Below are 25,206 nucleotides of genomic sequence, written 5' to 3' on the forward strand. Positions count from 1 at the left end.
TCACCCTCGCCCCTCATCGCGGCACCACTCGCCCGGAAGGTCTCACCTCATGCCCGGCTCACGTCCTCGCGCCACGCTGCTCGCAGCGGGCGCCGCCGCCCTGTCGCTGTCGCTGACACTGGCGGCCTGCTCGTCCGACTCCGCCGACCCGTCGGACAGCTCGGCGGGCAAGGCCGCCGCCCCGCACGCGGGCGGCCGGCTGACCTTCGCGCTCGGCTCGGACCCCATCTGCGTCGACCCGCACCAGGCGGCCACCAACGACGCGGTGTACGCCGCCCGCGGCCTGGTGGACTCGCTCACCGACCAGGACGCGGCGACCGGGCGGATCGCGCCCTGGCTCGCCACGTCGTGGGACATCGCCAAGGACGCCTCGCAGTTCACCTTCCATCTGCGCGCCGGCGCGACCTTCAGCGACGGCACCCCGGTCGACGCCGCCGCCGTCAAGGCGAATTTCGACGCGGTCGTGAAGCTCGGCGCCAAGTCGATCTTCGGCTCCGGCTACCTCAGCGGCTACCGCGGCACCGAGGTCGTCGACGCCCACACCGCCAGGGTCACCTTCGACCACCCCAACGCCCAGTTCCTCCAGGCGACGTCGACCACCACACTCGGCCTGCTGTCGACCGGCACCCTCAAGCGCAGCGCCCAGAGCCTGTGCGCCGGGCCGCTGATCGGGTCGGGGCCCTTCAAGCTGGCGAGCTACACGCCCGGCAAGTCCGTGGAGCTGGTCAAGCGCGCCGACTACACCGGCGGCTCGACGCTCTGGAAGCACAGCGGCCCCGCCTACCTGGACCGGATCACCTTCAAGGTGGTCCCGGAGTCGGGCATCCGCACCGGCAGCCTGGAGTCGGGCCAGCTCGACGCCGTCTCCGGTGTCGCGCCGCAGGACGAGGCGGGTCTGAAGAGCCAGGGCGCGAAGCTGCTGTCCCGGTCGAACCCGGGCGTGCCGGTCGCGCTCAGCGTCAACACCTCGCGGCCGCAGGCCGGTGACATCGCCGTACGCCGCGCGCTGGAGGTCGCCATCGACCGCCAGGAGGTCGTCGACACCGTCCTGAGCCCCAGCTACCACCCGGCCACCAGCTCGCTGTCCAGCACCACCGACGGCTACCAGGACAATTCCAAGCTGCTCGCCCACGACACGGCCGCCGCGGGGAAGATCCTCGACGCGGCGGGCTGGCAGCCGGGCCCCGGCGGCATCCGTACGAAGAACGGCGTGAAGCTCGACCTCAAGGTCATCCTCGCGCCGAACTTCGGCCCCAACCAGTCGGTGCTGGAGCTGGTGCAGCAGCAGGTGAAGAAGGCGGGGATCGGCCTCACGCTCAAGGTGCTGAGCATCGCCGACTACCAAGTGGCCCAGAAGAGCGGCGACTACGACCTGTCGTGGGGCAACGGCACCCGGGCCGACCCGGACATCCTGCGCACCGCCTTCTCCAGCAAGCTGCTCAACCTCTCGCACATCGACGACCCGCGGCTGCAATCGCTGCTCGACGCGCAGGCCGCCACCGCCGATCCCGCCAAGCGGGCCGCGATCGTCGCGCAGGCACAGCGCCGGGTGCTCGAACAGGGCTACCAGATCCCGGTGTTCGAGATGACCAGCGTCTACGCGCTCGGCTCGAAGGTGCACGACATCACGCTCGGCTCGTCGTCCCAGGCCCAGTTCCACGACGCCTGGCTGTCCTGACCACGGCTGTCCCGACCACAGGCGATCCCTAAGGCGATGATGAGGACTTATCTGCTACGGCGGCTGCTCCAGGCCGTGTTCGTCCTGTGGGCCGCGTACACGGTCTCCTTCGGCGTGCTGTACATGCTGCCGAGCGACCCCGCGACGATCATGGCGGCGGGCGGCGGCGACGCCAGTACGGTCACACCGGAACAGACCGCGGCGCTGCGCCATCAGTACGGTCTGGACCGCCCATTGGCCGAGCAGTACGGCACGCGCCTGCTGCACGCCGTCCACGGTGACCTGGGGCGCTCGGTGCAAAGCGGCGTCCCGGTCACCCGGATGATCTCCCAGGCGCTGCCGACGACGCTCCAACTGGCCGCCGCCGCACTGCTGTTGTCCGTACTCCTCGGCGGCGCGGTGGCACTGCTGGCCAGTTGGACGCGGTACGGCCCGTTGCGTCAACTGCTGCTGTCGCTGCCGTCGTTGGGCGTGTCGGCGCCGACCTTCTGGGTGGGGCTTGTGCTGGTGCAGCTCTTCTCCTTCCGCTGGCACGTCTTCCCGGCCTTCGGCGACCAGGGCTTCGACGCCCTGGTGCTGCCGTCGGTGACGCTGGCGCTGCCCGGTGCCGCGCTGATCGCGCAGGTCTTCGCCAAGGGGCTGCGCACCGCGCTGGCGGAGCCGTACGTCCAGACCGCGCTCGCCAAGGGCGCGGGCCGGGGGCGGGTGCTGTTCGGGCACGCGGTGCGCAACGCGTCGGCCGCGCCGCTGACCCTGGTCGGCATCATGGTCGGCAATCTGCTGGCCGGCGCGGTGGTCGTGGAGACCGTCTTCGCCCGCGCCGGGATCGGCCGCGAGACGGCCGCCGCCGTGACGGCCCAGGACATCCCGGTCGTCCAGGGCGTCGTGGTGCTCGGCGCGGTCGCCTTCGTCCTCACCACGCTCGCCGTCGATCTGCTGCTGCCCCTGATCGACCCACGGATCACCACGACGGCCCGGCGGGCGGTGCCGGCATGACCGACCTCGGCATCCCCGACACCGGGACCCCGGAATCCGGGGCGGACCTGCCGGACCCCGCAGCCGCGGACCGGCCGAAGGGGTCAGGCCGGCCGCGCCGCCCGGCCCGCTTCCGGCCGGTCAGGCCCGGTCTGCTGCTCTCGGTGCTGCTGATCGCGGTACTGCTGCCCGCCGCCTTCTTCCCGCACCTGCTGACCTCGCGCGACCCGCTGGCCGCCGTCCCGCACGACAAATTGCTGCCGCCGGGCTCCGGACACCCCTTCGGCACCGACCAGTTGGGCCGCGACCTCTTCGCCCGTGTCGTGCACGGCTCCCTGCTCACCCTCCAGGCGAGCGGCCTCGCGGTGCTCGTCGGGCTCGTCGTGGGATCGCTCGCCGGTCTGCTGGCCGGCTACCTCGGCGGGATCGTGGACGACGCGCTGATGCGGCTCACCGATGTGCTGCTGTCGATCCCCGGCCTGCTTCTGTCGCTCGCACTGGTCACCGCGCTCGGCTTCGGCACCGTCAAGGTCGCCCTCGCGGTGGGGGTGACGAGCGTGTCGACCTTCACCAGGATCATGCGCGCCGAGGTGCTGCGGATCGCCGGGTCGGGCTATGTGGAGGCGGCGCGCGCCTCCGGGACCCGGGCGCCCGCGGTCCTGCTCCGGCATGTGCTGCCGAACGCGGCGGGGCCCGTACTGGTCTACGCCGCCATCGACTTCGGCGCCGTCGTGCTCCAGGTCTCCTCGCTGTCCTTCCTGGGATACGGCGCGCAGCCGCCCGCACCGGAGTGGGGCTCGCTCGTCTCGGACGGGCGCAATTACCTCGCCACGGCCTGGTGGCTCAGCACACTGCCCGGCCTGGTCATCGCGGCCACCGTGCTGGCCGCCAACCGGATCGCCCGCGCCCTGGACGGCGCAGACACGGAGGAACGATGAGTGCCGGAACGACGGGTGCCGGCGCCGCGCCGTCCGAACCCCTGCTGGACATCCGGGACTTGCGGATCTCCTACCGCGGCAGGACCGGTCCTGTGCCCGCCGTGCGGGGCATCGACCTGACCGTACGGCCGGGCGAAGTCGTCGCCCTGGTCGGCGAGTCGGGCTCGGGGAAGAGCACGGCGGCGCACGCGGTGCTGGGGCTGCTGCCGCGCGGCGGCTCGCTCGACGGGGGCGCGATCCGTTTCGGCGGCACCGATCTGGCCCGCCTGGGCGAGGACGCGCTGCGCGGCTTCCGGGGCAAGGAGATCGGCCTGATACCGCAGGACCCGATGATCTCGCTCAACCCCGTCCGGCGGATCGGGCCGCAGGTCGCCGAGGCGCTGCTGGTGCACCGGCTGGCCGACCGGGAGGCGGCGGCCCGGCGCACGCTGGAACTCCTCGACGAGGCGGGCCTGCCCGATCCGGCCGTCACCGCCCGCCGCTATCCGCACGAGCTGTCCGGCGGGATGTGCCAACGCGTGCTGATCGCCGTCGCGTTGGCGGCGCGCCCCCGGCTGGTGATCGCCGACGAGCCGACGAGCGCGCTCGACGTCACCGTGCAGCGCCGGATCCTCGACCACATCGGCACGCTCACCCGGGAACGGGGCATCGCGGTGCTGCTGATCACGCACGACCTCGCGGTCGCCGCCGACCGGGCGGACCGGGTGAGCGTAATGGCGCGCGGCGAGATCGTGGAGACCGGCTCCGTACGGCAGGTGCTGCGGCGGCCCGCGCACCCCTACACCCGCGGCCTGCTGGCGGCGGCGCCGGGGCTGGACGGCGCCTGGGCGCGGGTCGCTGTGACAGTGAAGGAGCCCGCTCCGGAAGGCCCCGCCTCAGAGGGGTCCGCCGCGAAGGGGCCCGCCCCCGAGGGTTCCGCCCGTGACGGGTCCGCCGTGGCGGAGCCGACCCCGGAAGCCCCGGTACGGTCGGCCGGGCAGGAGTCCGCCCTGAAGAAATCCGCCCCGGACGATGGGGACCTCGTCGTCGCGGAGGACCTGGTCAAGGAATTCCCCGGGCGGCGCGGGGCCCGGCGGCCCGGGCCGCGGGCGGTGGACGGGGTGAGCCTGCGGATCGGCCGCGGCGAAACGCTGGCGCTGGTCGGCGAATCCGGCTCGGGCAAGTCGACCACCGCGCGGATGCTCGTCCGCCTCACCGGCACGACGTCGGGCCGGATCACCTTCACCGGCCAGGACATCACCCGGCTCGGCGGCGGCGACCTGCGCCGGCTGCGGCGCCGGATGCAGATCGTCCAGCAGAGCCCGTACGCCTCGCTGTCCCCCCGGCTGTCCGTCGCGGAGATCGTCACCGAGCCGCTGCGTGCCTTCCGGGTCGGCAGCCGCGCCGAACGCGCCTGCCGGGCGGCCGAGTTGATCGACCGGGTACGGCTGCCCGCCGCCGTCCTGGGCCGCCGCGCCGCCGAACTCTCCGGCGGCCAGCGCCAGCGCGTCGCGATCGCCCGGGCGCTCGCCCTGGAACCCGATCTCGTGGTCTGCGACGAGCCGGTCTCGGCGCTCGACGTGTCCTCACAGGCGCAGGTCCTCGACCTGCTCGCCGCTCTCCAGGCCGACCTCGGAATCAGCTGTCTCTTCATCTCGCACGACCTGGCGGTGGTCCGCCGGATCGCCCACCGGGTGGCCGTGATGCGCGCGGGCCGCATCGTCGAGACCGGCCCCGTCGGGCAGGTCTTCACCCGCCCCGCGCACCCGTACACCCACGACCTGCTGGCCGCCGTCCCCGGCGCCCTGGCCCGCTGACGGGCGGCCCGCCACCGATTCGCCGCCACGAGGCAACCCGCACACGTGTTTCGGTGTCCTCAGACGTGAGGCCACCGGCCGTACGGTGGCGGCCCGTACGGTGGCGGCCGTCGGAACCGAACGGTCCAGGACTACGAGCGGCCAGGGAAGTGGGGATACGTGATCATGACTGTCCTGCTCGGCGTCCTGGTGGTCGCGGCCGCCGGCGGCTGCGTCTGCGTGGTGTGGGCCGTACGCGGCGGCCCGCGCCCGGTCCGCGCCGTCGCCGCGGCGACGCTCGCCGCGAGCGGCCTGCTGCGCCGCTCCACCAGGCGCCGCCGCCGCGGCCTGGGCGGCACCTCGGGCGGCGGCTAGCGGACCGTCCCGGCATCGTCACGGGTTGCGCCCCTGGGCGCCGCAGGGGGCGCAGATGCCGGTGAGTTCCACGGTGTGCTCGACCTCGGTGTAGCCGGAGGCCGCCGTGACGGTCCGCACCCAGGACTCGACGTCGGCGGCGTCCACGGGACTGCTGGTGCCGCAGCACCGGCACAGCAGGTAGTGCTGGTGGTGACGGCTGGGGCAGTAGCGGAACAGCCGCTCGCCGTTCGGCTCGCGCACGGTGTCGGCGAGACCGGCCTCGGTCAGCGCGGCGAGCGTGCGGTAGACCGTGCTCAGCCCGACCGCGGGCCCGGCGCGTACGACATCGGCGTGCAAACTCTGCGCGCTGACGAAGCCGTCGGCGTCCATCAGCGCCCGCAACAGCGTGCGGCGCTGAGGCGTACGCCGACCGGGCAACGGGGCGTCGGGTGACTCTGACGTGCCGGGCAGCGCGATCTCGTCGGGGGACTCGCGCCCTGACGTGCCAGGCAGCGCGGTGCCGCCAGGAAACTCGGGCGCTGCCGCGCCGGTTAGCGGGGCGTCGGGAGACCCTGACGTGCCGGGCAGCGCGATCTCGCCCGGAGACCCGGGCCCCGGTGTGCCGGGCATCGGTCACCCCGCCCGGCTCGCGGCGGTTCGCCGTCGGTACGGTCCGACGGCGAAGGCCGCGGCGTAGAGCGCGGTGGCCAGCGCGACGACGGCGAAGCTGGGCGGCATGCTCGGCAGCGCGTAACTGGCGGCCAGTCCGCCCCACATGTCGGCTACGGCCAGCACCGCGGAGAGGACGAAGGCCCGCGCGGGGTTGTCGGTGAGCCGCTGGGCGGTCCCCGCCGGGGCGGCGAGCAGACCGAGCAGCAGCAGCGATCCGACGGCCTGGGTCGCCTCGCCCGCGGTGACGCCGACCAGGGCGAGGAAGACGAAGCCGAGCACCCGTACCGGGACCCCGCGGGCCGCCGCGACCGCCGGATCGACGGAGGCGAAAAGCAGCGGCCGGAACACCGCGAGCACAGCGCCGCAGACCGCGGCCGCCACGACGGCCGCGGTCACCGCCTGTTTCGCGGACAGCCCGAAGATCGAGCCGAACAGCACGCGTACGCCCGCGCCCGCGTTGTCGGCACCACCGGAGGTGGCGTACATCGTCAGGAAGAACGCGCCGAGCCCGGTGATCCAGGCGAAGACGCTGCCGATAGCGATGTCGTCGGCGCGGCCCGAGCGCCCAAGGGCGCCGAGCAGCAGGGCGATGACGACAGTGGCGGCGAACAGGCCGAGCCGCAGATCGACGCCGTCGGCCAGCGCGGCCAGCGCCCCGGTGAAGGCCGCGTGGCCGAGCGCGTCCCCGGTGAAGACCTGGGCACGCAGCACGAGGAAGTAGCCGATCATGCCGGAGGCCGCCGCGATGGCGGCACCGGCCAGCACCGCGTGCAGGAAGAAGGGATGGCCCAGCGCGCCGGGCAGGGCGAGGCCGACGCCGGTCATGACACCTCCAGCGGGACCCGGGCGCCCGCGCCGTACCACCGGGCGCGGCCCAGCGATCCGCGCGCCAGCCGTACCGCCCAACTGGCCAGGTAGCAGGCGAAGGCGCAGGTCGTCACCCAGAAGCCGATGGGATAGGGCGAGTAGTAGGCGATGGTCAGGCTCGTCCAGGTCACCAGGACCGCGAGGGTCACGGACAGGGCGATGCTCAGGGCGGGCCTGGCGGTGAGATTCTGCGCGGTGGCCGCCGGCATGACCATGAGCGCGAACACCAGCAGGGAGCCGGTGATCTGGCTGGTGGCGGCGGTGGCCGCGCCGAGCAGCACCAGGAAGACCACCGACAGTGGCCGTACCGGTACGCCCCGGGCGGCGGCCACCGCGGGGTCCAGGGAGGCGAACAGCAGCGGCCGGCCGATCGCCGCGACGATCAGCAGGACGGGCACCGCCACCGCGGCCAGGACGTCGACCTGGGTGGTGGTGATGCCCAGAAAGCTGCCGAACAGAAGGGAGTTGACGCCGCCGAGGAAGCCCTTGTAGAGCGCGACGAAGAGGAATCCGCAGGCCAGCAGGAACGCCTGGACCGTACCGGTGACCGCCGTCTCCTCGCCGCCGGCCTCGTGGCCGATCCTGGGCACCGCGGCGACCACGAGCGCGGCGCCGACGCAGAAGGCGAAGTAGCCGTAGACCGCGCCGACCCCGATCAGCGTGGCGCCCGCGGCGCCGGGGAAGGCCACCGTCGACAGGGTGTGGCCGGCGAAGCTCTGCCGGCGCAGCACCATGTACCAGCCGATCACCCCGGCCAGTACGGCGACGATCGTGCCGGCCCGGAAGGCGTTGACCATGAAGGGGAACGCCCACATCTGCCGGATGTCGGCGAGCGGATTCCACGACCAGGCGGTCACGGCGTCAGCGAACTGCACGGCGGTTCCCTTCCGTTCGGGACGACGCGTGGCGGTCGGTGTGCGCGGCGGGCGGTTCCGGCTGCCCGACGACCACCAGCCGGCCGTCGCCCGCGCGCAGCACCTCGATCGGCGTGCCGTACAGCCGGGTGAGCGTTTCCGAGGTGATCACCTCGCGCGGCGGCCCGGCGACGGCGCCGCCCTCGGCGAGGTAGATCACTTTGTCCAGGTGGGCCAGGATCGGGTTGGCGTCGTGCGCGACCATCACGACGGCCACGCCCTGCGTACGGCAGATCCGGCCGACCAGTGCGGCGACCGCCGCCTGATTGGGCAGGTCGAGGCTGTCGAGCGGCTCGTCGAGCAGCAGCAACTCCGGCCGTCTGACCAGGGCTTGGGCGATGAGCAGCCGCTGCTGCTCGCCGCCGGAGCACTGGCCGACCGGGCGGTGCGCGTAGGCCGAGGCGCCGACGAGGTCGACGACCTCGGCGATCCGCTCGCGGGCCGCGCGTCCGGCGCCGGGCCTCGGCAGTCCCCAGCGGTCGCCGTCCCAGCCCATCCGGACGATGTCCAGGCCCCTGATCCGCAGGTCCGCGTCGAAGCTGCGCCGCTGCGGCAGATAGCCCACCCGGTCCGCGAGCCGCCCCGGCCGCTCCCCGAGCACCCGGATGCTGCCCGCCGTCGTGGGGACGAGGCCGAGGATCGCCTTGATCAGCGTGGACTTGCCCGCACCGTTGGGGCCGAGCACGGCCGCGAACTCCCCGGCGGCGATGTCGAGTCGGACGTGCGACCACAGCGGACGGCCGCCCACGCGGACGGCGGCGTCGTCCACGCACACCACGGATCGCACGGCTACTTGCCCGTCGCTTTCGCCAGGGCCTGTTCGATGCCCTTGAGCTGGGCCACCTGCCACTGCTGGAAGGAGGCACCGGCCGGGGTCAGGGTCTCGGTGACCGTCGCCACCGGGATGCCGTGCGCCTTGGCCGCCTTGACCTGCGCCTGCACGTCCGGCGTGGCGTTCTGGCTGTTGTAGACGTAGACCTTGATCTGCCCTGCGGCGATCTGGTGGTCGATCGTCGTCTTGTCCTTCGCCGTGGGGTCCGAGCCCTCGCTGATCGCGCTCAGGAAGGAGTAGGGCGTGAGCATCTTCAGGCCGAGGCCATCCGCCAGCGGGCTGACGATCGATTCCGAGGCGCCGATCGGTGTGCCGGCGTACTTCGTCCTGATGCCGGAGATCAGGCTGTTGTACTCGCCGAGCGTCCGGTTCTCGAAGTCAGTCTTGCGGGAGTCGAAGTACGCCGCGTCCGCCGGGTCCGCCTTCTTGTAGTCGGCGGTGATCCGCTCGATGACGCGGTGGACGTCGTCGGGCGAGTACCAGCGGTGCGGGTTGCCGCCGTCCTTGATCCCGACCAGGTCGCCGACGGTGAGCACGGAGCGCTGCGCCGACGGGTTGGCGTCGACCAGTTTGGTGGCCCACGCGTCGTAGCCGATGCCGTTGACGATCGCGTACCGGGCAGTGGCCATGGTGCGGGCGTCGGCGGCGGTGGGTTCGTAGTCGTGCGGATCGGCGTCGGGGTTGGTGATGATGCTGGTGACCTTGACGTGGTCGCCGCCGAGCTGCTCGGCGATGCTGCCCCAGAAGTTCTCGGCGGCGACGACCTGGAGGACGGTGCCGGAAGCGGCCGGCGTGCCGGACGACTTGGCGTCGGCCGCGTTCTTGGCGGTGTCCTTGGCCGAGTCGTCGGACGAGTCCGAGGCGGTCGAGCAGGCGGTGGCCGCCGTGAGCGCGCCGATCAGCAGCGCGCCGGCCGCGAGTACGGAGCGGCGTCGCCGGGTCGGCCGGGGCGGTATGGGGCTGGTCATGGTCGTTCTCCTCAGAACTGCTGGTCTTCGGGGCGGGCGCCGTCGGCCGCACCCGGACAGTAGTTGAAAACGACTTCCAATCTCACCCGCGAGAAGCATGAAGATGAAAACCATTACCGAACCTTGACCTCGCGGCGGGTCGCGGGGCGGGCGCTCACGGGGGCGCCGCCCGCCACCGATCGACGTCACATTGAACATGAAAACGGTTTTCGATAGAGTCCACGGCATGGCCAAGAAGAGCAAGATCGCCAAGAACGAGCGGCGGCGTACCGTCGTCGCCCGCTACGCCGAGCGCCGCGCCGAACTCAAGCGGCTCATCGCCTCCCCCGCCACCACCGAGGAGGAACGGGCCGCCGCCCAGCGCGAGTTGCGCCGTCAGCCGCGCGACGCCAGCGCCACACGGGTCCGCAACCGTGACGCCGTGGACGGCCGGCCGCGCGGATATCTGCGCGCCTTCGGACTGTCCAGGGTCGGTCTGCGGGCACAGGCCCACGCGGGCCATCTGCCGGGCGTCCGCAAGTCCAGTTGGTGACGCGGCGCCCGGCCGCGCGCCGGGCCCCCGCTCCCCCCGTCCCGTATCCCCGCGTCCCCGCCGTCCTTGTGAAAAGTGAGGCATCCGCCGTGAAACCCGACATCCACCCCGCCTACGGCCCCGTCGTCTTCCGCGACAAGAGCGCCGACTTCGCCTTCCTCACCCGGTCGACCATGACCAGCACCGAGACCATCGAATGGGAGGACGGGCGGACGTACCCCGTCGTCGACGTCGAGATCTCCTCCCGCAGCCACCCCTTCTACACCGGCACCGCCAAGGTGCTGGACACCGCGGGACGGGTCGAGCGCTTCGAGCGCCGCTACGCCCGCAAGGAGCGCTGATGGACCGCCGCGACACGCTGCCCGTCGTGGTGGTCGCGGGTCTGCACGCGGAGGCCCGCAGGACCGTCGTCGGGCAGTTGCTCACGATGGTGCCGCGCAGCGTCGCGCTCCATCACGACCTGTCCGCCGCGGCGTCCGGCGGCGTCGAACGCACCGTCCGGGACGCCGGCGGGACGCTCTCGTACGACACGATCCCGCTGGTCGACGACTGCGCGTGCTGCGCGCTGCGCGAGGATCTCGTCCCCGAGCTGGAACGGCAGGCGGCGAGCGGTCTCGTGCAGCTCGCCGTGGTCGAACTGTGGGACTCCGTCGAGCCGCAGGGCATGGCCGAGATCATCGCCGACCGGGGCCGAGGAATCCTCGAACTCACCAATGTGATCACGGCCGTCGACCCCACGCTCGTCCTGCCGTATCTGGCCGACGGCGACGATCTCCAGGACGCCGGGCTCGCCTCCGCCCGCGCCGACCGGCGCACCGTCGGCGACACCTGGGCGCGGCAGGTGGAGTACGCGCCGGTCCTCGCCCTCGTGCACGACGAGGACGCGACCGACGAGGATCTGGCGCTGCTGGCGCAGCTGCATCCGACGGCGCGTCAGGTCTCCTGCCGTTCCGCCGGGCTCGCCCGTGAGGCGTTCGCGGGCTTCGACGTGGAGGCCGCCGCGGCGGCCCAGCACCCCGCCTGCTGCCGGCTGCCGCAGCAGGCGGACGCCGCCGGGGTCGCCACCCTGGTGTGGCAGCGCCGCCGCCCCTTCCACCCGGAACGCCTCTATCTGGCCCTGGAGGACCTGGTCTGCGCCGCCGCCCGCAGCCGGGGCCGCTTCTGGCTCGCCGACCGGCCCGACACCCTGCTGGCCTGGGACGCAGCAGGCGGCGCGCTCAGCGTGGAGAACGCCGGGCCGTGGCTGGCCGCGCTGCCCGACGGTGCCTGGGACATGGTGCCGGCCGTACGGCGGGCCGCCGCCGCGCTCGACTGGCACGGCGAGCACGGCGACCGCTGCCAGCACCTGGTCTTCACCTCGCCGGGCCTCGACCAGGACGGCCTCGAAGAACTGCTGGAGTCCTGCCTGCTCACCGACGCCGAATACGCCGTCGGCCCGGCCGGCTGGCAGCGCTTCCCCGCCGCCTTCGCCGACCTCCTCGACCCCGTCCCCTGACCTGTCGTCCGCACCCGCACCCGAGGTGAACGCCCGTGCCGCGCGCGGGCGTTCACCTGTCCCGCAGGGCCGCCGTCACCGCCGTCCGTGGTGCCGGTACCGCTCGGCGACCAGACTCATCGCACCCAAGGGGTCGGCCACGACCTGCGTGGCGGAGAAGTAGACGTTCCCCTTCACCTCCGGGAAATCGGCGCAGAAGTCGAGGTGCCGGGTGAGTTCGGCCGGGTCCTGCCAGGCGTCGGGCTGGCCCGCCACACCGACCTTGTACAGCGCCTCGCCGATGTAGAGGTCCACATCGGTGCCGCGCACGACGTCCGACCACCAGGGCACGAGGGTGGCGTAGTCGGCGGCGGCGAAGCCGATGTTCCAGTACACCTGCGGGCAGATGTAGTCGATCCACTCCTCCTTGACCCACTTGCGGGTGTCGGCGTGGAGGTCGTCGTAGGTCTGGACGCCTGCGGTGGTGGCCGAGCCCGTGGGGTCGGTTGCGGCGTTGCGCCAGACGCCGAAGGGGCTGATGCCGAAGCGGGTACGCGGCCGGATCCGCTTGATCCTGGCGGCGGTCTCGCGGACGAGGCGGTCGGTGTTGTCGCGCCGCCAGGCGTCACGGTCCGGGAAGCCGGCGCCGTATCGGGCGTAGGCGTCGTCGTCCTGGAAGACCTGTCCCGCGACCGGGTACGGGTAGAAGTAGTCGTCCCAGTGCACGGCGTCGATCGGGTAGCGGCGCACCGCGTCGAGCATGGCGTCCTGGACGAAGCGGCGGACCTCGGGCAGGCCCGGGTTGTAGTAGAGCTTGCCGCCGAAGGGCACGATCCACTCCGGGTGCAGCCGCGCCGGGTGGTCCGCGGCGAGCTTGCTGACGTCGGTGTCCATCGAGACGCGGTACGGGTTGAACCAGGCGTGCAGTTCGAGGCCGCGGCGGTGCGCCTCGCGGACGGCGGTGCCCAGCGGGTCCCAGCCGGGTTCCTGGCCCTGCGTGCCGGTCAGATAGCGGGCCCAGGGCTCGTACGGCGAGGGCCAGAAGGCGTCGGCGGTCGGCCGTACCTGGAACATCACGGCGTTCAGCCCGCGCCGGACGGCGGTGTCGAGCAGGTCGAGGAGTTCCTGGCGCTGCTGGTCCACGGGCAGGCCGGGCGCGGAGGGCCAGTCGGTGTTGGCGACGGAGGCGATCCACATGCCGCGCAGGTCGCGGCCCCGGCCGGGCCGTCCGTGGCCAGCGGGCGCCGGGGCGGGGCGGCCGGCGGGGCCGTCCTGGGCCGGTTCGGCCGCGCGGGCCGCCGAACCGGGGATGACGGCGGCGAGGGCGCCGGCCGCCGCCACGGTGAAGGTCCTGCGGGTGAGCCGGTCCATCCGTGCCTCCTGATCATCCGTCATGACCCGCCGATGATGGGGGGACTCGTGGTGCGGGGGCAACCCGCCGTTCGGTCCATTCGCGCGGGCGGGTCCGGCCGCGCCGGAGCGTTGACGGCCGCCGCGCCCGGCGGGGCGGGCACCCGGCCGGTCCCGCGCATTCCGGACACAGGTACCGTCTGTTCGGTAGTCGGTGGACGGCATCGGACAGCCACTCGACGGCAGACGGCAACAGACGGCAACAGACGGCAACAGACGGCAACAGACGGCAACAGACCGTATCGGACGGAATCGGATGGACCGGTCGACGGGACCGGCGGGACGAGGGGCTGACGAGTGAGCGACATCGAGCGCGTCGGAGTGGTCGGCGCGGGCCAGATGGGGTCGGGCATCGCCGAGGTGTGCGCCAGGGCGGGGCTCGACGTCAGGGTCGCGGAGACCACCGGTGAGGCCCTGGAGCTGGGCCGTACGCGACTGACGAACTCGCTCGGCAAGGCCGCGGAGCGCGGCAAGATCACCGAGGCGGAGCGCGACGAGACGCTGGGCTGTCTCACCTTCACCACCGACCTGGGCGAATTCGCCGACCGCGATCTGGTGATCGAGGCCGTGGTGGAGAACGAGCAGGTCAAGACCGACATCTTCCGGGTGCTCGACCAGGTGGTGACCCGGCCGGACGCCATCCTGGCCTCGAACACCTCCTCCATCCCGCTGGTCAAGCTGGCGGTGGCCACCTCCCGCCCCGACCAGGTGCTCGGCATCCACTTCTTCAACCCGGCGCCCGTGCAGCGCCTGGTCGAGCTGATCCCGGCGCTGACCACCGGCAGCGAGACCCTCAAGCGCACCGAGGCGCTGGTCTCCGACGTCCTCGGCAAGCACGCCATCCGCGCGCAGGACCGCTCGGGCTTCGTCGTCAACGCGCTGCTCGTGCCGTATCTGCTCTCGGCGATCCGGATGTACGAGTCGGGCATCGCGACCCGCGAGGACATCGACAACGGCATGGAGATGGGCTGCGCGCACCCGATGGGGCCGCTCAAGCTCTCCGACCTCATCGGCCTCGACACCATCGCGGCCATCGCCGAGTCGATGTACTCCGAGTACAAGGAGCCGCTCTACGCGGCGCCGCCGATCCTGCAGCGGATGGTGGCCGCGGGCCGCCTCGGGCGGAAGACGGGCGCGGGCTTCTACGCGTACTGAGCCGGCGGCCGTCAGCCGGAGGACTCCTCGTAGGCGGCGACGACCTCCTCGGTCGGGCCGTCCATGAGCAGCTCGCCCTTCTCCAGCCACAGCACCCGGTCGCAGGTGTCCCGGATCGACTTGTTGTTGTGGCTGACCAGGAAGACGGTCCCTGCCTCCTTGCGCAGCTCGCGGATCCGGTCCTCCGACCGCTTCTGGAAGGCGCGGTCGCCGGTGGCCAGCGCCTCGTCGATCATCAGCACGTCGTGGTTCTTGGCCGCCGCGATCGAGAACCGCAGCCGGGCCGCCATACCCGAGGAGTACGTCCGCATCGGCAACGAGATGAAGTCGCCCTTCTCGTTGATGCCGGAGAAGTCGACGATCCCCTGATACCGGCTGCGCACCTCCTCCTGGGACATGCCCATGGCCAGACCGCCGAGGATCACATTGCGCTCGCCGGTCAGGTCGTTCATCAGCGCCGCGTTCACGCCGAGCAGCGACGGCTGGCCGTCGGTGTAGACCCGGCCGCGGTCGGCGGGGAGCAGGCCCGCGATGGCCTTGAGCAGGGTGGACTTGCCGGAGCCGTTGGAACCGATGATGCCGATCGCCTGGCCGCGGTAGGCGGTGAAGGTGACGCCCTTGACGGCGTGCACGGTGTGCACGTTCGGCGACGCCTTGCGGGAGACCAGCCGGTGCAGGGCCGCGGTCGCGTTGCCCCGGCCGGTGCCCGCGCCGTAGATCTTGTAGACGACGTGCAGGCCGTCGACGATCACGGTGGGCACCAGGGGTCCCTCGATCCGCGGGATCCCGTCCGGCCGGGCGGCGTCCAGCGGGCTCTCCAGCGAGGTGCCGTCCGGCACCCGCGGCGCCTCGTCCGCCGCCCCGGCGGACGGTCCTGCCGATGTTCGTGCGGATTCCTCAGCCACGGCCGTACTCCTCCTCCGACGACCAGAAGAACGCGTACCCGGCGCAGCCCGCGACAGCCGCCCAGCCGGCCGCCAGCGGCCAGATGTGCGGCGGAAGCTGCTCGCGGGTGACGCTGTCGATCAGTGCGAACCGCATCAGACCGACATATACCAGGGCCGGGTTGACGTCGAGCAGCAGGACGACGGCGTGCGGCGCCCCCGACGAGATCCGGGAGAGGTCGTAGAAGATCCCGGACACGTACATCCAGGTGCGGGTGACGAAGGGCAGCACCTGGGCGAAGTCGGTGGTGCGCGCGCCGATCCGGGCCATCGCCAGCGCCAGCCCGGTGTTGAACACGGTCAGCAGGAACAGCGCGGGCACGGCCAGCAGCCAGCGGGTGGTGAACGGGATGCCCTCGGCCACCAGGATGACCGTGAGGACGCCGAGCGAGAGCAGCAGCTGCCGCAACTGGAGCAGGGTGGCGGCGATCGGGAGGCAGGCGCGCGGGAAGTGCAGGGCGCGGACCAGGCCGACATTGTCGGTCAGCGAGCGGGCGCCGGTCTGGACGGCCGTCTGGGTGAAGGTGAAGACGAAGATGCCGGTGCACAGGAACGGGATGTAGTCGGGGACCCCGCGTCCGGCGCCGAGGAGCATGCCGAAGATCAGGAAGTAGACGGCCGCGTTCAGCAGCGGGGTGAGCACCTGCCACAGCTGGCCGAGGCGGGCCTCGGTGTAGAGGGCCTCCTGGCGGGCGGCGGCGAAGGCGGTGACGAAGTGGCGGCGCGCCCACAGGCGGCGGGTGTACTCCACGATCCCGGGGCGGGCGCCGCAGACGGTCAGACCGTGGGCTGCGGCGAGCACGGCGGGCGGCACCGGGCGGTCCATGGCGGGCGCGGGAGAGCGGGCCGGTGGCCGGACCGGTGGGGCGGCGGATGCGACGGACATGGGCGGCTGCCTTCGGACGGCGGATCGTGATCGAGGGTGCACTTTGACGACGGAACGGGACCGTCTCGTCGTCCTGCTCGACGGTAGAGCAGCCGAAGGATGGAACGCAACCGTTCCGTCGCCTCGTCGGGTTAGGATCACCCCCATGACCGACCCCGAGCCGCGCCCGTCCACGCCCCGCCGCGCCCCCGCGGGCGCCGCCGTGCTGCGCGAGGACGTCACCGAGTCGATCAGGGCGGCCGTCTTCGCCGAACTGGCCGCGGTCGGCTACGGCCGGATGTCCATGGAGGGCATCGCGCGGCGCGCGGGCGTCGGCAAGGCCGCGGTCTACCGCCGCTGGCGCTCCAAGCTGCCGCTGGTCCTGGACACCGTGTCCGACATCGCGGCGGCCGGACTGCCGGTGCCGGACACCGGCACCCTGCACGGCGACGTACGCGCCATGCTCGAGGTGAGCGCGCGGGCGCTGCGGCACCCGGTGGCGGCGCAGATCATCCCCGACCTGCTCGCCGAGGCGGCGCGCAGCCCCGAACTCGCCGCCGCCCTGCGCACCGCGCTGCGCGACGCACAGGGCGGTGTCGCCGCCGCCGTCATACGCCAGGCCGCCGCCCGCGGCGAGATCCCCGCCGCCACCGACCCCGGCCTCGCCCTCGATCTGCTGGCGGGCCCCCTCTACTGGCACCTGGCCGTCATGCGCGACGACCTCCCCCGGCACCGCCTCGACGCCCTCACCACAGCGGTGGTCGCGGCCCTGTCGGCCACACCGGCGGCGGGGTGACGGCGGGGCGGCTCAGGTGCCGTGGCCCGCGGGCCACGGGCGTTCGCCCACCGCGCAGTGGTAGCAGCGGGCGACGGCGCGGTCGTGGCGGTACCACTCGTGGGATCCGCAGTCGCGGCCGCCCTTGCACGCCACTCCCAGGGCGAGCAGGAACCACGGGAGGTGTCCGCGCACCCGGGTGCGCCATCGGTACGCGCCGGCGCCGGCCATAACGGTCACCGTAATCCGATCGGCGCGGCGCCGGGGAAGGATTCTCCGCGCCGGACGACGGCGCGTCAGGGCCCGGTGTGCGGCAGGAGCACCACGCGGTCGGCGTGGTCGCCTGCAAGGGTCGCGTCCGTCGCCGTGGCGATGACGGGGATGCCGGTGGCGGCGATACGGCGCAGGCCGCGCCAGACGCGCGGGTCCGCCGCGGCGGCGGTGTCCGCACCGGTGTCCCCGTCTGTGTCGGTGTCGGTGTCGGTGTCGGTGTCGGTGTCGGTGTCGGTGTCGACCAGCAGGAGGCCGGGGCCGGGGATCAGGGCGAGGGCGGTCGCGAGGAGCAACTGGTCGGCGGCGGGCAGGCGTTCGTAGCGGGCGCCGCGCGGGAGGGTGCCGGGGCGGGCGGGGTCGGGATGGTCGGCGAGGGTGAGACCGGCCGCTGTCAGCGCCTCGCCGACCCGTACGGCGCCGACCCGCAGGCCCGCCTGGACGGCTGTCAGGTCGAGGAGTTCGCCGACCCGGTCGTACGGATCGGGGGCCGAGGCGCCGTGCGCCCGCACCAGCGCCGCCCGCCGCCGGGCAGTGCCCCGCCGCAGCCGGTCGCCGAGGCCCAGCAGCAGCGCGGTGCGGTCGGGGCCCGCGGCGCCGACGACGGCCAGCAGTCCGCCTGTCCCGGTGAAGGGCGCGGCCGTGCCGTACGCGGCACTCCTGTGTCCGGTCGCTGTCGCCATTCCGCCGCCCTCTCGGTCCGCCGGGAGCGCAGCCGTACGGCTCGCTCGCGCTCCCCTGCGCCAGCCTGCATTTCCCCTATGAGAAATATGGGGAGTTCATCCTTTTTAGCAGGGTCGGACCGCTTCAGTGGCGCGGCACTCCGGAGAGCGCGACCGCGCGGGGCGGGACGGCGGCGCGGACGCCGTCACGCACCAGGACCAGCAGGGCCATGTCGTCGGTGGGCCGGCCGTCGGCGTGCCGCAGCACGGCGTCGCGCAGTCCGGCCGCGACGGCCCGCCCGCACAGCGGCGCCTCCGCACGGTCGCCGGCCACCGCGGTGAGCGCCTCCGCCAGCGGGAAGAAGGTGCCGTCGGCGTCACGGGCGTCCTGCATCCCGTCGGTGTAAAGCACCAGTCCCTCGCCCGGCGCCACCTGGCCGGCGGCGGCCGGCACCGGGGTGCGGGACGGGTCGAACAGGCCGAGCGGTGGCAGCGGTTCACCGATCGGCAGCGGGCCGGCCGCCGCGCCGAGCAGATACGGCTGCGGGTGGCCGCAGGTGACCACCTGGACGGCGCCGTCATCGGCGAGCTGCACGATCTGTACGGTGGCGAACTCCTCGGCGACCGGGTCGTGCGGGGCCGCGCCCGCCGTCGCCGGGTGCTCGTCCTGGGTCCGCTCCCGCAGATGGCGGCGCAGCGCCCCGTCCAACCGCCGCAGGACGTCCGCAGGTTCCGCTTCCTGGTGGGCGGCCTCGCGGAAGCTGCCGAGCAGGGCCGCGACCATGCCGATGGCGGGCAGGCCGTGGCCGCGGGCGTCCCCGATGACCGCGCGCACCCCGTACGGCGTCGCCAGCACCTCGTAGAAGTCGCCGCCGACCCGGGCGCCCCGGCTGGCCGACACGTACTCCCCCGCGACCGTCCAGCCGCCCGCCCGGCGCGGCAACGGCCGGAGCAGCACTTGCTGGGCGGCGGTCGCGATCTCCTTCGTACGGTCCAGCTCGGCGGTGAGCACCGTACGGCGGCCCGCCGTGCACAGCGCCGCGGCCACCACGGCGAGCACCGTCGCGGCGGCGCCCAGCACCGGGCCGGCGCCGTCGATCGAGTCGTCCGCGAGATCGGCGGCCAGCACCGCGAGCGCCACCACCCCGCTGCCCACCACCCAGCGCCGCCGCGCGCCCGCCGCGCAGGTCAGCGCCGGAGTCACCGCCAGTGCGGGCAGCACATCGGCGCCCTCGGACAACTGCCAGGTCAGCGTGCCCGTCACCGCCACCCACACGGCGGGCAGCAGCACCCACGGCACCCGGCGCAGCACCTGAACTGCCCGCTTGAGGATCATCCGCCCGGCTCCCCCGGAAAGCCGCGGTCGCGGCAGCGTCGGAACCGCGCCCCGCATGCCCGGCTCCCGCATCGCGACCGATTCTGGCCACTCCCCGCGCACAAATGGCCTATCGCCCGGGGTAATCACTCGAAAGAGCGACGAAACCCCCAACTTCCGCACGTCTCCGACCCGCAGCAAGAAGCGGCGGGGCTGCGCCCCCGCCCGGCCGCGCAACAAGACGGCCACGCGCCGCACATCCGACAACGCGGACCGCCCCCACGCGCCCGGCAGGCGTCGGCGCGGCCCGCCCGGCAGGCAGGCAGGCAGGCAGGCAGGCAACGCGATACGGATCGCCTCCGCGCAACACCCCCGGGCGTGCGCACCGCAGGACGCGCACGGCCGCGAGGTCACGTATTCCCGCACCCGCCGGCGCCGCGCGAGCCGCCCTGGACGCGGCACTCCCCCGCACCCGCCGATGCCGCGCGGGCCCCACCCGCAGGCCGTAGGCGGTCGGCCGCGCGCACCGACACCACCCGGGTCACCCACGCCATCCGCCAACAGGCCGCGCGCCGACGCCGGTTCGGCGCTGTCCGCCGTGGACGGAAGCACAGCGCGCCATGCGCGCGAGGGGCCGCCCCGGCATCACCGGGGCGGCCCCTCGTCGTGACGTCCCGTCAGGCGCCGCGGAGCACCGCGCCGGTGGAGGCGTGGGCGGCGGCTACCGCCGCTTCGCGGGCCGCGGTGGTCTCGTCCGCGGTGAGGGTGCGGTCGGGGGCGCGGAAGCGGAGCGCGTAGGCGAGGGACTTGCGGCCCTCGCCGATCTGCTCGCCGGTGAAGATGTCGAACAGCCGCAGCGATTCGAGGAGTTCACCCGCGCCCTCGCGCAGCGCGCGTTCGACGTCGGCGGCCGGGACCGCCGTGTCGACGACGAGCGCCACGTCCTGCGTCGCCACCGGGAAGGTGGACACCCGCGGCCCGGTCGGCCGGGCGCCGCCGGCCCGCTCGACCTGGTCAAGGTCCAGCTCCATCGCACAGGTCCGCTCGGGCAGCCCGAGCGCCTTGGTGACCCGCGGGTGCAGCTCGCCCGCGTTGCCGACCAGGGTCTCGGCGCCGTCCACCACCGCGTACAGCGCGGCGCAGCGGCCCGGGTGGTACGGCGCGTGCTGGTCCTGGCGGACGATCAGCTCGACACCGGCCTCACGCGCCACCGTACGGCCCGCCTCGACCGCGTCGGCCCAGGTCGCCGGGGCGCCCGCGCCCCACCAGCCGGCCCGCTCGCGCGCGCCGGAGAGCACCACGCCGACCCGCCGGGGCTGGCCGGGCAGCGCCTCCTGGAGCCGGGCGATCTCCTCGTCGGTCGGCCGGCGGTCGACGGGCAGCCGCGGCGGCACCGTCTCGTCGCCGGTCGGCCGGAAGACCAGGCCGGTCTCGAAAAGCGCCAGGTCGTGTGCGCCGCGCCCGAGGTTGCGGCGCAGCGTGGCAAGCAGTCCGGGCAGCAGCGTGGTGCGCAGCCCCGGCTCGGTGTCGGACAGCGGATTGGCGACGATCACCGTACGGCGCCGCGGGTCGTCCGCGTCGAGGCCGAAGTGGTCGAAGACCTCGGCGCCGACGAAGGGGTAGCTCGGCGCCTCCACATATCCGGCGCCCGCCAGCGCCCGGCCGACCCGGCGGCGCAGCCGCTGCGAGGCGGTCAGGCCGCGGCCGGCCGGCGGCCGGGGCAGCGTGGACGGCAGAGTCTCGTAGCCCTCCAGGCGGATGACCTCTTCCGCGAGGTCGTTGGGGAAGGCCAGGTCGGGGCGCCAGCTCGGCACGGTGACGATCAGCTCGTCGCTGCCGTAGACGTCGCAGCCGATCTCCTGGAGGCGGCGCACCACGGTCTCGCGGCCGTACTCGGTGCCCGCGACGCGGTCCGGGTGGTCGGCGGCCATCGACACCGTGCGCGGCGCGGACGGCGAGACCACCTCGGTGACCCCGGCGTCGGCGGTGCCGCCGGCGAGCCCGGTCAGCAGATCCACCGCGCGCTGGGCCGCGGCCGAGGTGGCCAGCGGGTCGCTGCCGCGCTCGAACCGCTTGGACGCCTCGGAGGCGAGCTTGTGGCGGCGCGCGGCGCGGGCGATCGCGACCGGCGCGAAGTGCGCGGCCTCGATGACGATCTCGGTGGTGCCGCTGACGGCACCGGTCTCCGGGTCGGTGGCGGGCGCGGCGATCTCGGTGTTCGCGCCGCCCATCACACCGGCCAGGCCGATCGCCCCGGAGTTGTCGGTGATCACCAGGTCCTCGGGGTCGAGCGTGCGCTCCACGTCGTCCAGTGTGGTGAGCTTCTCGCCGGGCAGCGCGCGGCGCACCCCGATCGGTCCGTCGAGCCGCGAGCGGTCGTAGGCGTGCAGCGGCTGGCCCAGCTCGAACATCACGTAGTTGGTGATGTCCACGGCCAGCGAGATCGGCCGCATGCCGACCTTCTGCAGCCGGCGCTGCAGCCAGATCGGCGAGCGCGCCTCCGGGTCGAGCCCGGTGACCGTACGGGCGGTGAAGCGGTCGCAGCCGACCGGGTCGGCGACCTTGACCGGGTAGCCGAAGGCGTTGGGCGCGGGTACGTCGATCAGTGCCGGGTCGCGCAGCGAGACGCCGTAGGCGATGGCCGCCTCGCGGGCGACACCGCGCAGCGACAGCGCGTAGCCGCGGTCCGGGGTGACGGCGATGTCCAGCACCTCGTCGACCAGTTCCAGCAGCTCGATCGCGTCGGTGCCCGCCTCGTGCTCGGGCGGCAGCACGATGATGCCGTGGCTGCCGTCGTCGCCCATGCCCAGCTCCTCGCCGGAGCAGATCATGCCGTGCGAGGTCTTGCCGTACGTCTTGCGGGCGGCGATCTGGAAGTCACCGGGCAGCACCGCGCCGGGCAGCACGACGACGACCTTGTCGCCGACCGCGAAATTGCGGGCGCCGCAGACGATCTCCTGCGGCTCGCCGGTGCCGTTGGCGTCGCCGACGTCGACGGTGCAGAAGCGGATCGGCTTCTTGAAGCCCTCCAGCTCCTCGATGGTCAGCACCTTGCCGACGACGAGCGGGCCCTTGAGCCCGGCGCCGAGCTGCTCGACGGTCTCGACCTCGAGTCCTGCGGAAATGAGCTTGGCCTGGACGTCGCGGCCGGTCTCACCGGCGGGCAGTTCGACGTACTCCCGCAGCCAAGAAAGCGGGGCCCGCATCAGATCTCCATCCCGAACGGAAGGGTGAAGCGCACATCACCCTCGACGATGTCTCGCATGTCCTCGACGCTGTGGCGGAACATCAGCATCCGCTCGATGCCGAAGCCGAAGGCGAAACCGCTGTACTTGCGCGGGTCGACACCGCAGGCCACCAGCACCTTGGGGTTGACCATGCCGCAGCCGCCCAGCTCGATCCAGCCCTCGGAAGAGCAGGTGCGGCAGGGGCGGTCCGGATTGCCCACCGAGTCGCCGCGGCAGACGTAGCAGACCATGTCCATCTCGGCGGACGGCTCGGTGAACGGGAAGTGGTTGGGCCGCAGCCGGGTCTTCATGCCCTCGCCGAACAGCGACACGACCATGTGGTCGAGGGTGCCCTTGAGATCGGCCATCGTCAGGCCCTCGTCCACGGCCAGCAGCTCGACCTGCATGAAGACCGGGGTGTGGGTGGCGTCCAGCTCGTCGGAGCGGTAGACGCGGCCGGGCGCGATCACGTAGACCGGCGGCTCGCGGTCCAGCAGGGAGCGGATCTGCACCCCGGAGGTGTGGGTGCGCAGCACCACCCCGCTGTCCTCGGTGCCGTCGGCGCCCTGGACGAAGAAGGTGTCCTGCTCGCTGCGGACCGGGTTGTCGACGGAGATGTTGAGCGCGTCGAAGTTGAACCACTCGCTCTCCACCTCGGGGCCCTCGGCCACCTCGTAGCCCATGGCCACGAAGATGTCCTCGATGCGCTCGGAGAGCGTGGTCAGCGGGTGCCGGGCGCCGGCCGGGCGGCGGTCGTGGGGCAGCGTGACGTCCACCGCCTCCTCAACCAGCACGCGCGCGTCGCGCTCGGCCTCCAGCTCGGCCTGCCGGCCGGCCAGCGCCTTGTTGACCGCGCCGCGGGCCTGGCCGACCCGCTTGCCCGCCTCGGCCTTGGCCTGCGGCGGCAGCGCGCCGATCTCGCGGTTGGCGAGCGCGAGCGGCGAGGCGCCGCCGGTGTGCGCGGTCTTGACGTGGGCGAGCGCGTCGAGGTCGCCGGCCGCGGCGATGGCGGCCAGCGCCGCGTCCCGCATCCGCTCGATCTCCTCCGGCTTCAACGCCTCGACCTCCACAGGGTCGTACGACTTGTTCGGTGCCGACATCTCTTCCCGTTCCGCAGTGGATGGTGGTGGGGCGCCTACCCGGGGCGGGTTCTCCTTCGGTGCGCTCGGGGCGGGACACCACCTGTGGGGTGGCGACATCGCCCGGAGCCGGAAAGCCCTGCCCGACCGGACACATACCGGGGTCCGATTCTACCGGCGCCGCGTGGACGGCCTGATCACGCCCGTCGGGGGGTGCTTCCGGCCCGCCGGGGACGGTGCCTCCGGCGCTGCCGCTGCCCGCGTGGCCGGTCAGGCCATGAAAGCGGGTGCCCCGACGGGCAGGATAAATCGGAACTGGGCGCCGCCGCCGGGGGCGCGGCCGACCGCGATGGTGCCGCCGTGCGCCTCGACGATGCCCTTGACGATGTACAGGCCGAGCCCGGTGCCGCCGCGCTTGCTGCCCCGCCAGAAGCGGGTGAATACGCGGCCCATCGACTCCTCCGGAATGCCGGGGCCCTCGTCGCTCACGGTCACAGCCGTGCCGGTGCAGCTCCGCTCCTGCGGAGTGTACGAGGGCGCTACGTCGATGGTGACAGTCCCCTCGCCGTGCCGCACCGCGTTTTCCAGCAGATTGCCGAGCACCTGGTCGACCTTGTCGGGGTCGGCCCACAGCGCGGGCAGCGGCTGGACGACCTGCACGCTGAACCGGTCGGGCCGCTGTCCGGCCGCGACCTGGCCGTCCACGTGCCGCTGCACGGCGGCGGCGATGTCCACCGGCTGGCGGCGCACCTCCAGGCGGCCGGAGTCGATCCGGGAGATGTCGAGCAGTTCGGCGATCAGCCGGGTGACCCGGTTGGCGTCGGCGTCGACGGTCTCCAGCATCAGTTTCTTCTGGTCGTCGGTGAAGCGTTCCCATTTGGCGAGCAGCGTGGCGGTGAAGCCCTTGACCGAGGTGAGCGGCGAGCGCAGTTCGTGGGCGACGGTGGCGATCAGCTCGGCGTGGCTGCGTTCGGTACGGCGGCGGGCCTCGGTGCCGCGCAGCGAGACCACCAGCCGGCGCACGGGACCGGTGGGGTGGTCGCGTACGTAGCGGGCGGAGACCAGCACCTCACGGCCGCCGGGCAGCAGCAGATTGCGTTCCGGCTGGCCGACCCGGATGGCGAGGCCGCCGTAGGGGTCGGTGACCGTCCACCAGCGGCGGCCTTCGAGGTCCTCAAGTGGCAGGGCGCGTTCGACGGGGGCGCCGAGCACGTCGCCGGGGCGCAGCGCGGTGATCCGGGCGGCGGCGGAGTTGAAGCAGATGACCCGGCCGCGTTCGTCGGCGATCACCAGGCCGTCGGGGAGGTCGTCGGGGTCGAGGCCGATCAGGTCGTGGGCGCCGGTGACCGGCGGTTCCGCGGCGGGCCGAAGCGCCGCGGGCGGGTGACCGCCGCGCCCGGCGGGGCCGGGTCCGGTGGCCGCGGGCTGCCGCGCACCGGCCGCGGTCCGGCCCAGAACGGCGCTGCGCGCCTCGTCCTCCGGCACCGTCACATCCATCCCCGCCACTCCCCTTTCAGGGCCC

The 25,206-nt window shown here is 73.3% G+C and carries 24 protein-coding genes; 10 read left to right on the top strand and 14 right to left on the bottom strand.

Annotated elements, in window-relative coordinates:
• The first annotated feature begins 49 nt into the window (after positions 1 to 49).
• The 5 genes from BM076_RS09520 (at position 50) to BM076_RS09540 (ending at position 5,741) form a co-directional block, all read left to right on the top strand.
• A complete protein-coding gene (locus tag BM076_RS09520) occupies positions 50 to 1,678 on the top strand; it encodes an ABC transporter substrate-binding protein (protein WP_093712979.1) in 1,629 nt (542 codons plus the stop codon).
• A gap of 39 nt (positions 1,679 to 1,717) precedes the next feature.
• Complete coding sequence (locus BM076_RS09525) at positions 1,718 to 2,674, top strand: ABC transporter permease (protein ID WP_093713040.1); 957 nt, start codon at positions 1,718 to 1,720, stop codon at positions 2,672 to 2,674.
• On the top strand, positions 2,671 to 3,591 hold the full coding sequence (locus tag BM076_RS09530) for an ABC transporter permease (protein ID WP_093712980.1): 921 nt from the start codon (positions 2,671 to 2,673) through the stop codon (positions 3,589 to 3,591). Before BM076_RS09525 ends, BM076_RS09530 begins: the two co-directional genes overlap by 4 nt.
• On the top strand, positions 3,588 to 5,387 hold the full coding sequence (locus BM076_RS09535; RefSeq protein ID WP_093712981.1) for a dipeptide ABC transporter ATP-binding protein: 1,800 nt from the start codon (positions 3,588 to 3,590) through the stop codon (positions 5,385 to 5,387). Before BM076_RS09530 ends, BM076_RS09535 begins: the two co-directional genes overlap by 4 nt.
• A 165-nt stretch (positions 5,388 to 5,552) precedes the next feature.
• Positions 5,553 to 5,741, top strand: coding sequence for a hypothetical protein (locus tag BM076_RS09540; RefSeq protein WP_093713041.1), 189 nt, complete (start codon positions 5,553 to 5,555; stop codon positions 5,739 to 5,741).
• A gap of 18 nt (positions 5,742 to 5,759) precedes the next feature.
• Here BM076_RS09540 and BM076_RS35605 read toward each other — a convergent pair whose 3' ends face one another.
• From BM076_RS35605 to BM076_RS09565, 5 genes are all read right to left on the bottom strand, one after another.
• A complete protein-coding gene (locus BM076_RS35605; protein ID WP_265737089.1) occupies positions 5,760 to 6,161 on the bottom strand; it encodes a Fur family transcriptional regulator in 402 nt (133 codons plus the stop codon).
• 195 nt (positions 6,162 to 6,356) lie between these two features.
• Positions 6,357 to 7,220, bottom strand: a complete 864-nt coding sequence (locus tag BM076_RS09550) for a metal ABC transporter permease (protein WP_093712983.1) — start codon at positions 7,218 to 7,220, stop codon at positions 6,357 to 6,359.
• Positions 7,217 to 8,137, bottom strand: coding sequence for a metal ABC transporter permease (locus BM076_RS09555; RefSeq protein ID WP_245795888.1), 921 nt, complete (start codon positions 8,135 to 8,137; stop codon positions 7,217 to 7,219). Before BM076_RS09555 ends, BM076_RS09550 begins: the two co-directional genes overlap by 4 nt.
• A complete protein-coding gene (locus BM076_RS09560; protein ID WP_245795890.1) occupies positions 8,124 to 8,963 on the bottom strand; it encodes a metal ABC transporter ATP-binding protein in 840 nt (279 codons plus the stop codon). The genes BM076_RS09555 and BM076_RS09560 overlap by 14 nt, the downstream gene beginning before the upstream one ends.
• Before the next feature lie 2 nt (positions 8,964 to 8,965).
• Positions 8,966 to 9,976 carry a metal ABC transporter solute-binding protein, Zn/Mn family gene (locus tag BM076_RS09565; RefSeq protein WP_093712984.1) on the bottom strand — a complete coding sequence of 337 codons (1,011 nt, stop codon included), beginning with the start codon at positions 9,974 to 9,976 and terminating at the stop codon, positions 8,966 to 8,968.
• Positions 9,977 to 10,202: 226 nt separating this feature from the next.
• Here BM076_RS09565 and rpsN point away from each other — a divergent pair, with 226 nt between their 5' ends.
• From rpsN to BM076_RS09580, 3 genes are all read left to right on the top strand, one after another.
• On the top strand, positions 10,203 to 10,508 hold the full coding sequence (gene rpsN / locus BM076_RS09570) for a 30S ribosomal protein S14 (protein ID WP_093712985.1): 306 nt from the start codon (positions 10,203 to 10,205) through the stop codon (positions 10,506 to 10,508).
• An 89-nt stretch (positions 10,509 to 10,597) separates the two neighbouring features.
• Entirely contained in the window at positions 10,598 to 10,849 is a 252-nt protein-coding gene (locus BM076_RS09575) for a type B 50S ribosomal protein L31 (protein WP_093712986.1), read from the top strand.
• Positions 10,849 to 12,003: a GTP-binding protein gene (locus BM076_RS09580; RefSeq protein ID WP_093712987.1), complete on the top strand. Its 1,155-nt coding sequence runs from the start codon at positions 10,849 to 10,851 to the stop codon at positions 12,001 to 12,003. The genes BM076_RS09575 and BM076_RS09580 overlap by 1 nt, the downstream gene beginning before the upstream one ends.
• 75 nt (positions 12,004 to 12,078) lie before the next feature.
• Here the strand turns inward: BM076_RS09580 and BM076_RS09585 are convergent, their stop codons facing one another.
• Positions 12,079 to 13,353 (bottom strand): glycoside hydrolase family 10 protein, encoded by a 1,275-nt coding sequence (locus BM076_RS09585; protein ID WP_093712988.1) that lies wholly within the window; start codon positions 13,351 to 13,353, stop codon positions 12,079 to 12,081.
• Positions 13,354 to 13,689: 336 nt separating this feature from the next.
• Between BM076_RS09585 and BM076_RS09590 the strand changes: the two genes are divergently transcribed.
• Complete coding sequence (locus BM076_RS09590; RefSeq protein WP_093712989.1) at positions 13,690 to 14,547, top strand: 3-hydroxybutyryl-CoA dehydrogenase; 858 nt, start codon at positions 13,690 to 13,692, stop codon at positions 14,545 to 14,547.
• A gap of 11 nt (positions 14,548 to 14,558) precedes the next feature.
• On the opposite strand, the gene BM076_RS09595 is transcribed toward BM076_RS09590, so the two are convergent.
• Together BM076_RS09595 and BM076_RS09600 are read right to left on the bottom strand one after the other, a co-directional pair.
• Positions 14,559 to 15,356, bottom strand: coding sequence for an ABC transporter ATP-binding protein (locus BM076_RS09595; protein ID WP_245795924.1), 798 nt, complete (start codon positions 15,354 to 15,356; stop codon positions 14,559 to 14,561).
• Positions 15,357 to 15,444: 88 nt separating this feature from the next.
• Positions 15,445 to 16,377, bottom strand: coding sequence for an ABC transporter permease (locus BM076_RS09600; RefSeq protein WP_093712990.1), 933 nt, complete (start codon positions 16,375 to 16,377; stop codon positions 15,445 to 15,447).
• Positions 16,378 to 16,522: 145 nt separating this feature from the next.
• Between BM076_RS09600 and BM076_RS09605 the strand changes: the two genes are divergently transcribed.
• The gene (locus BM076_RS09605; RefSeq protein WP_245795892.1) at positions 16,523 to 17,152 is read left to right on the top strand and encodes a TetR/AcrR family transcriptional regulator; all 630 of its coding nucleotides are present in this window, start codon (positions 16,523 to 16,525) and stop codon (positions 17,150 to 17,152) included.
• Positions 17,153 to 17,164: 12 nt separating this feature from the next.
• Here BM076_RS09605 and BM076_RS36015 read toward each other — a convergent pair whose 3' ends face one another.
• The 6 genes from BM076_RS36015 to BM076_RS09635 all read right to left on the bottom strand — a co-directional run bounded on the left by BM076_RS36015 (position 17,165) and on the right by BM076_RS09635 (position 25,181).
• Entirely contained in the window at positions 17,165 to 17,362 is a 198-nt protein-coding gene (locus tag BM076_RS36015) for a hypothetical protein (RefSeq protein ID WP_093712992.1), read from the bottom strand.
• Positions 17,363 to 17,427: 65 nt separating this feature from the next.
• Complete coding sequence (locus tag BM076_RS36530) at positions 17,428 to 18,084, bottom strand: hypothetical protein (RefSeq protein WP_093712993.1); 657 nt, start codon at positions 18,082 to 18,084, stop codon at positions 17,428 to 17,430.
• Positions 18,085 to 18,208: 124 nt separating this feature from the next.
• Positions 18,209 to 19,399, bottom strand: a complete 1,191-nt coding sequence (locus BM076_RS09620) for a PP2C family protein-serine/threonine phosphatase (protein ID WP_093712994.1) — start codon at positions 19,397 to 19,399, stop codon at positions 18,209 to 18,211.
• Between the two features lie 656 nt (positions 19,400 to 20,055).
• On the bottom strand, positions 20,056 to 22,584 hold the full coding sequence (gene pheT, locus BM076_RS09625; RefSeq protein WP_093712995.1) for a phenylalanine--tRNA ligase subunit beta: 2,529 nt from the start codon (positions 22,582 to 22,584) through the stop codon (positions 20,056 to 20,058).
• A complete protein-coding gene (gene pheS / locus BM076_RS09630) occupies positions 22,584 to 23,705 on the bottom strand; it encodes a phenylalanine--tRNA ligase subunit alpha (RefSeq protein WP_093712996.1) in 1,122 nt (373 codons plus the stop codon). Before pheS ends, pheT begins: the two co-directional genes overlap by 1 nt.
• Positions 23,706 to 23,954: 249 nt before the next feature.
• Positions 23,955 to 25,181 (bottom strand): sensor histidine kinase, encoded by a 1,227-nt coding sequence (locus BM076_RS09635; RefSeq protein WP_177246388.1) that lies wholly within the window; start codon positions 25,179 to 25,181, stop codon positions 23,955 to 23,957.
• Positions 25,182 to 25,206: the final 25 nt, after the last annotated feature.

It is taken from the genome of Actinacidiphila alni (assembly GCF_900112845.1).
Classification (GTDB): Bacteria; Actinomycetota; Actinomycetes; order Streptomycetales; family Streptomycetaceae; genus Actinacidiphila; species Actinacidiphila alni.